The organism is Agrobacterium sp. D14, assembly GCF_001526505.1.
Classification (GTDB): Bacteria; Pseudomonadota; Alphaproteobacteria; order Rhizobiales; family Rhizobiaceae; genus Agrobacterium; species Agrobacterium leguminum.
The window spans coordinates 1-5586 of record NZ_ASXX01000034.1 but is presented as its reverse complement, the minus strand read 5'-3'; the positions used below and the strand labels follow the sequence as shown (position 1 = coordinate 5586).

The following is a 5586-nucleotide window of genomic DNA, read 5'->3' as shown; positions in this document are numbered from 1 at the left end:
GACCCAGCCGCCGAAAATATCGCCGGCCGGATTGGCGTCGGCCGGCATGGCGAGCGTTCTGAGCGTCAGCTCGCCGGTCGGTTTGATGGTCTGGTCGGTCATGTTGAGATTTGCTCCGTGCGAATGACAAAGGCGCAGCATGCGTTGCGCTTTGCGATTTCGCAAGGAAGGCGAAGCGTCAGGACGACGCTTTGCCCAGAAATTGCTGCGTTGCATAAAGGGCGATGGCCGCCGCATTCGAAACGTTGAGCGATTTGATCTCGCCGGGCATATCGAGACGGGCGAGCGCCGAGACGGTTTCGCGCGTTTTCTGGCGCAGGCCCTTGCCTTCGGCGCCCAGCACCAGCGCGATTTTATCACCTCTGAACGTCTGCTCGATGGGGGCGGGGCCTTCGGAATCCAGACCGACGGAGAAGAAGCCGAGCTTGTGCAGTTCGCCCAGCGCATCGGCCAGATTGGTGATCTGGATATAGGGAATGAGTTCCAGCGCGCCGGAAGCCGATTTCGCCAGCACGCCCGACTCCGTCGGGCTGTGGCGCATGGTGGTGATGACGGCGCCGGCATTGAAGGCGACCGCCGAGCGCATGATGGCGCCGACATTGTGCGGATCGGTCACCTGATCGAGCACGAGAATGAGCGGGCTGTCCTTCAGCGCGCCGAGACGCTTGACCGGCAGCGGCCGGGTTTCCAGCATCACGCCCTGGTGGATGGCCTCGGGGCCGAGCACACGATCGATATCCTGAGGGGAAACCATCTCGACCGGGAAGGGCTGGGAATCGGCCTCGCCGATATCGAGACGCGCAAAGGCGTTCTGGGTGACGGAGAGCTTGACGATCTGCCGTTCGGGATTGGCGAGTGCCGCACGCACGGTATGCAGGCCGTAAAGATGCACCTGATCGGGCGCAAGCTGCGGCGGCTTCCAGTCGTCTGCGCCTCGGTTCTTGCGCTTCGGCTGCTGCGGGGTCGGAATTTCGCCGCGCTCGCGCTTGGCGTCGCGCACGGCGCGGCGCAGGTTGGCATAGTGCGTGTCGCGGGTGGATTTGTTCTTGGGATCGTCTTTGCTCATGGCGCCTTATATCTCCGCCAGGAGGCGCGCACCAGCCCCCGCGATAATCCACAGGGCCGTAAAGAGGTTTGAATTTTTTCCCGAAAATTCGTGAAAGGGCGTGTTGACAGAAACGAACGAGGCCGTCATATACGCGCCACAGACGACGCAACGGCGCTTCGCCGCAGCCAAATCTGAAGAGCTTGGTCGCTCGATCCTAGCAGAAAGCTGGAGGGATGCCCGAGTGGTTAAAGGGGACGGACTGTAAATCCGTTGGCTACGCCTACGTTGGTTCAAATCCAACTCCCTCCACCATTCTGCACGGATCGAAATCACCACCGCGGGTATAGCTCAATGGTAGAGCAGCAGCCTTCCAAGCTGAATACGCGGGTTCGATTCCCGCTACCCGCTCCAGCTTCTCCCCAATATCGTCAATTAAGTTTTTTAGCGCTGTTTTGCCGCCTTTTGCCTCGGCGGAAACATGCGGCCGTCTTCTGGCCTTTCCCATCTGTAGGAAGGGCGTTCTTCCTGAGCGCCTTGTTATGAGGTCTGACTGCGTCTGTGGGGGCACACCATGCAGAACGCGTCTTCAGGATGGCTCCAGCGCCGACTGGATCCGCAGTTTCTCCGCGTCCAGTTCGCTCAGCCTTCCCATATGCGCCGTGATTTCCTCAAAGATCGAGGTGCGATCCGTTTTCGACAGGCGCTCCACGCGACGCAGGGCCGTGATGACCTCGATCAGATCAAGTCGCTCCTGCTCAAGCTTTTCCAGATTCCAAAACATCGCGTTTTCCCCGTTGGTACGCCTTCAAACGGCTCGCTGGGCAAAAGGTTCAGATCAGTAGAATTTAAGGTAAATTTTATCTTGTCGGCAACGGCCCGGGCTGGGGATGCAGCCCGGGCCTCAGCCGAATCAATAGGGTGAGCGGCACTGCGTGCGCGTGCCGGCAGGGGCCATATAGCTGTTGTCGGTGGGGTGGTAGGATGTGTAACGCGCTGCACACCATTTTATATGGTCGATTTCGGCTTGAGACAGGGCGTAGCCGTTGGGCGTTGCTTCTTCGCCTTTCCCCGCCGCAAAGGCAGAGGCGGGGTAGCCTCGCTGATCTGAATTCTGCGCCTGCGCCTGTGTTTCGTAGGCCGGCTGTATGAGGCTCAACGCATGGGCGGGCACGACAGCAGCGGCAGATATCGCGACGCCAAGAGCGAGCGCGGAGATGGTCTTCGGCATCCTCAACATCGATAAATCCTCGTTATTCGTTCGGTATGCTAACGAAAACTTAGGAAATTCGTTCCGGTGGAGGGTTGACGCCACACGAACACGTGATTCTCCGGGCTGGGCGTAGGAGGCGGTTGAAGCGGCAATATCGGGATGCTCCGCGTCCTGCGGCGGCGTTCATGATGACGGTGCGATGCTGCCTTCACCGGGAAGACGGTGTGTCCGGCAAGCAAGTTCCATTCCCGCCTGCTTCGCTTCCCGTCCTTTCGCACTGCTCGTTGACAAGCGGAAAATCCGGTCAGATAGTCGGCTGGCAATCATGCAAACGGGAGTCTTCAATGTTTAACAGGGTTGTCATTCTCTCATCCTTTGCGCTGCTGGCATCGGCGGCGTTTGTCTCCCCCGCAGCCGCACTCACCATGAAGGAGTGCAGCGTGAAATATCAGGCGGCGAAAGCCGACGGGTCGGCCAAGGACGTCAAGTGGAACGACTATCGCGCCAAGTTCTGCGGCAGCGAGGCGGCAGCCGAGGATGCGGCCGACGACAAGCAGGTCGCGGCCACTACTGAAAAAGAACCCGCAAAAGCGACGACAAAGGCCCCGAAGGGCGTCGCTTTCCCGAGTGCTGTCGATAAGAAATATTCAAGCGAGACGCCCGCAAAGGCCCGCCTGAAAACCTGTGTCGACTCCTATCACAAGAACAAGAATGACGGCACGCTCGGCGATCTGAAATGGATCCAGAAGGGCGGCGGCTACTGGAGCCTGTGCAACACGGCCCTGAAGAGCTGAGACAGGCAGGGGCGGATTACCTCCGGCGCTGGCGCGTTATCCGACATGGTTTCGGATAACGCGTGAGCCGATTCGGCCGTGATCGTTTGCCCTTGGCCTCTTTTCCCCTTGCCGCCATTCGCCGGCAGATGCAGATATCGCTTCCTGTCCGCGATCAGGATTTGATCGCGGATGAGTCCGTTTCCTGATGGGTGGAAACGCGCGGCATGGGGCAACCCTGTTTTCGGGCGGGTAAAATCTGCGAATGGCTTGCGATTCAGTCTCTTGATAGAAAGACTTGACCCTGCGGCTTGATCCGCATCCAGCAATTCAACGGCTGCGGCTGTCCGATGACGGCTCGCCGGCAATGTGGGCGGATGACAAGACGATTTCGAAACTATCTCACCGTGCTGGCCATATCGCTGCTGATGTGGACGGTGATCCTTGGCGTCGTTTATTGGCTGTTTCGATAGGTTTTGCCGCAGCTTGCCGGCCTGAATGAAAGTGCTGCAAGGCCTGTGCGGCGATAAAACCGTCAGATGGCTGCAAGACCGATATTCCCGAAAATTTGATATGGTGAGAGGCGGCCGCCCCATTTCGGCTTTGCTGGCGTGACCTTATGGTTCGGTGAAATCAGGAAAGGGTCATCATGAAAAAATCCGTCGCCGCGACATGCCTTGCAGCTTTCTCCATGTCGGTCGCTACCGGCGCCATGGCTGAAGAGCTGGTGATTCCGCTTCCGAATGACACGACGGTCGAAAAGGTGGAGACCGTTTACCAATGCGCCTCCGATAAGGTGGAGGCCGTCTATTTCAATGCCGGTGAGATCAGCCTCGTGCGGCTGGGGCTGAAGGATGGCGTCACCGTTGCCGCAAATGTCATTTCCGGCTCGGGCGCGAAATATCAGGGCGGTATTTATGTCTGGTGGTCGAAGGGCGACGAGGCGGATCTTTACGATCTGATGGCGGATCCGGAGATGAAAAAGCCGGTTCATTGCGTGGAAGCGAAGAAATCCTGATCGTTGGGAGCTTTGCCTCAAAGGAGCGGCGGCAGGGCGGTTTTTTGAAAACCTTGCCATGCCGCCGGTCAGCGTGGGAGTGCGCGCGCGGCGCGTTCAGCCAAGAACGAGCGACGCAAGAAGCGCCAGCAGGATAAGAGAGCTGGCGACAACACCGAGCCTCACCCTGCGAAGGCGGCGGGTACGACCGCCGCTCCAGTCATAAGCCATTGGCAGCTTTACCTTTCTTTTTATTATTATGACTTATTGACTAGCTCCCTAGGCTTGCCCGTGGCTGACCTCAATTGTCAGAATCCATCGGCGAAAATTCACGATTTCCCTGTCTTCTCCCGATGTTGCAGCAAGCGCGGCGATTGATTCTTCCTGTCCTGCGACGGCATATCGGGTGAGGGGACCTGATGGGCGCAGGCCATGAAAAAGGCCCGGAAACTGGCGTTTCCGGGCCTTCTGGAGAGGCGTGTCTGCTGGTCGTTTCAGCTCAGATAGGGCTGGAGATAGGGCAGAACCTCGAGCGTGCCGTGATACAGCATGTTGAGGGCGACATAGATGATGACCATCAGGCCGAGATAGGAAATCCAGCGATAGCGGTGCAGCAGCTTGGCGACGAAGTTGGCGGCGAGGCCCATGAGCGCAATCGAAACGACGAGGCCAATGATCAGCACCGTCACATGTTCCTGTGCGGCGCCGGCGACGGCAAGGACGTTATCCAGCGACATGGAAACATCGGCGATGACGATCTGGGTCGCGGCCTGGAAGAAGGTCTTGTGCCCCTTGGTCAGGTCGGCCTCTTCGTCCGTCACTTCGTCTTCGATGGAGCCTGCGGCCTCACGCAGTTCGACCCACATCTTCCAGCACACCCAGGCGAGCAGCAGGCCGCCGAACAATTGCAGGCCGACAATGGCGAGAAGCTGCACGGTGACGGCGGCAAAGCCGATGCGCAGAACCGTGGCGGCGATGATGCCGACCAGGATCGCCTTGCGGCGGAGGTGAGCGGGCAGACCGGCGGCTGCAAGGCCGATGACGATGGCGTTGTCGCCCGCCAGCACGAGGTCGATTGCGATGACCTGTAAGAATGCCGTGAAACCGGCGGCTGTGAAGATTTCCATGGGATGGTCCTGAAACGGATAGAGAGGTCGCGAGGGAAGCGACGGATCGAGATATGGCTTGGGATGGCGCGTCCGCGCCGGATTCCAGTCGCCCGTCTCCCCCCGGCGATGAAATGTCCTTAAGCCATCATGCCGGTGCAGGTAAAGAAGTTGTGATAGAAATATCTTATTTAGTGATCGGCCATTCCGGAGGAGGGGGTCGTCGGGCCGTTGCCCGCTTCGCCCTCGCGAGGGTTTGAATGTCGCAAATCAGATACCATATACGGGCCTCAAGGCACGCTTAGGGCGCGCGCGAAGACGCTTTCACAATTAAGTCTTGCGCATTCGCTTACAAAGCCTTAAACGGCGACACCAAACCGGTACGCCGGGGAAACTACTTCACGTTCACAGGAAGCAATTCACATGGCAAAGAGCAAGTTTGAGCGCAATAA

Annotated in this window: 7 protein-coding genes, 2 tRNA genes and 1 pseudogene; 5 read left to right on the top strand and 5 right to left on the bottom strand. The window is 58.6% G+C overall.

Going from position 1 to position 5586, the window contains the following annotated elements; genetic code table 11:
• Positions 1 to 102, bottom strand: a pseudogene (locus L901_RS27760) (acyl-CoA thioesterase); the annotation flags it as partial.
• Positions 103 to 178: 76 nt separating this feature from the next.
• Positions 179 to 1066, bottom strand: coding sequence for an RNA methyltransferase (locus tag L901_RS18975; protein WP_059759554.1), 888 nt, complete (start codon positions 1064 to 1066; stop codon positions 179 to 181).
• Between the two features lie 209 nt (positions 1067 to 1275).
• Between L901_RS18975 and L901_RS18970 the strand changes: the two genes are divergently transcribed.
• Together L901_RS18970 and L901_RS18965 are read left to right on the top strand one after the other, a co-directional pair.
• Positions 1276 to 1360 (top strand) — tRNA-Tyr (locus L901_RS18970).
• A 25-nt stretch (positions 1361 to 1385) separates the two neighbouring features.
• A tRNA-Gly gene (locus L901_RS18965) sits at positions 1386 to 1459 on the top strand.
• Between the two features lie 175 nt (positions 1460 to 1634).
• Here L901_RS18965 and L901_RS18960 read toward each other — a convergent pair.
• Both L901_RS18960 and L901_RS18955 read right to left on the bottom strand, forming a co-directional pair.
• Positions 1635 to 1829 (bottom strand): hypothetical protein, encoded by a 195-nt coding sequence (locus L901_RS18960; protein WP_035263387.1) that lies wholly within the window; start codon positions 1827 to 1829, stop codon positions 1635 to 1637.
• 129 nt (positions 1830 to 1958) lie between these two features.
• Complete coding sequence (locus L901_RS18955) at positions 1959 to 2285, bottom strand: BA14K family protein (protein ID WP_003522452.1); 327 nt, start codon at positions 2283 to 2285, stop codon at positions 1959 to 1961.
• Positions 2286 to 2602: 317 nt separating this feature from the next.
• Here L901_RS18955 and L901_RS18950 point away from each other — a divergent pair, with 317 nt between their 5' ends.
• From L901_RS18950 to L901_RS18945, 3 genes are all read left to right on the top strand, one after another.
• Positions 2603 to 3052 carry a hypothetical protein gene (locus tag L901_RS18950; RefSeq protein WP_035263391.1) on the top strand — a complete coding sequence of 150 codons (450 nt, stop codon included), beginning with the start codon at positions 2603 to 2605 and terminating at the stop codon, positions 3050 to 3052.
• Between the two features lie 277 nt (positions 3053 to 3329).
• A complete protein-coding gene (locus tag L901_RS27145; RefSeq protein WP_156430060.1) occupies positions 3330 to 3533 on the top strand; it encodes a hypothetical protein in 204 nt (67 codons plus the stop codon).
• A gap of 147 nt (positions 3534 to 3680) precedes the next feature.
• Complete coding sequence (locus L901_RS18945) at positions 3681 to 4049, top strand: MliC family protein (protein ID WP_059759553.1); 369 nt, start codon at positions 3681 to 3683, stop codon at positions 4047 to 4049.
• Between the two features lie 473 nt (positions 4050 to 4522).
• Here the strand turns inward: L901_RS18945 and L901_RS18940 are convergent, their stop codons facing one another.
• Positions 4523 to 5155, bottom strand: coding sequence for a TerC family protein (locus L901_RS18940; RefSeq protein WP_035263395.1), 633 nt, complete (start codon positions 5153 to 5155; stop codon positions 4523 to 4525).
• Positions 5156 to 5586 lie beyond the last annotated feature (431 nt).

Bases quoted from the DNA above. Each gene is read 5' to 3' on its own strand.
- L901_RS18975 (WP_059759554.1), bottom strand. From the start codon at position 1,066: ATGAGCAAAGACGATCCCAAGAACAAATCCACCCGCGACACGCACTAT.
- L901_RS18960 (WP_035263387.1), bottom strand. From the start codon at position 1,829: ATGTTTTGGAATCTGGAAAAGCTTGAGCAGGAGCGACTTGATCTGATC.
- L901_RS18955 (WP_003522452.1), bottom strand. From the start codon at position 2,285: ATGTTGAGGATGCCGAAGACCATCTCCGCGCTCGCTCTTGGCGTCGCG.
- L901_RS18950 (WP_035263391.1), top strand. From the start codon at position 2,603: ATGTTTAACAGGGTTGTCATTCTCTCATCCTTTGCGCTGCTGGCATCG.
- L901_RS18945 (WP_059759553.1), top strand. From the start codon at position 3,681: ATGAAAAAATCCGTCGCCGCGACATGCCTTGCAGCTTTCTCCATGTCG.
- L901_RS18940 (WP_035263395.1), bottom strand. From the start codon at position 5,155: ATGGAAATCTTCACAGCCGCCGGTTTCACGGCATTCTTACAGGTCATC.